Source organism: Bacillus cereus group sp. BfR-BA-01380 (genome assembly GCF_022663535.1).
Lineage (GTDB): Bacteria > Bacillota > Bacilli > Bacillales > Bacillaceae_G > Bacillus_A > Bacillus_A cereus_BB.
On the sequence record NZ_JAKUFS010000101.1, the window covers coordinates 1 to 392 of the forward strand.

A 392-nucleotide genomic window follows, 5' to 3' on the forward strand; every position below is an offset into this window, starting at 1 on the left:
TATGTCATTGCTAGAAGAGCAATGGGGTTTAAAGAAAAACTTCCACCAATTTTGTATTCCCTATTACCGGAGAAGATGGTAGGTCTGCATCACCCGGCGCAATGGAAGTGGCTATCTGGGATCCTGTCTGATTTGCGTGTTCACACATTCTATCAGATGGAGCTTTCGAACCATAACAAGATTCGTTCTATGAACGAACTTTTTCCTCCAGGGGCTCTTACCGACTTGGAAGTAAAAGGTTTGTCTAAGTTTGAAAGCAGAAAAACCATACCTTGTTGAATGAGGCCACTGAAAAACTTAAGTTTTTCATCTCATAAAACATATGTAAAACAAGAAAGGCGGCTTTTTGTTCAATTTTGAACGAAAAGCCGCCTTTCTTTCTATATTTTTGT

At 39.3% G+C, this 392-nt stretch carries 1 protein-coding gene; it reads left to right on the top strand.

The window, feature by feature from the left end; all coding sequences use genetic code 11:
- Positions 1 to 279 (top strand): hypothetical protein (locus tag MR076_RS26095; RefSeq protein ID WP_242225433.1); only part of this gene is annotated, 279 nt, incomplete at its 5' end.
- Between the last annotated feature and the right edge of the window lie 113 nt (positions 280 to 392).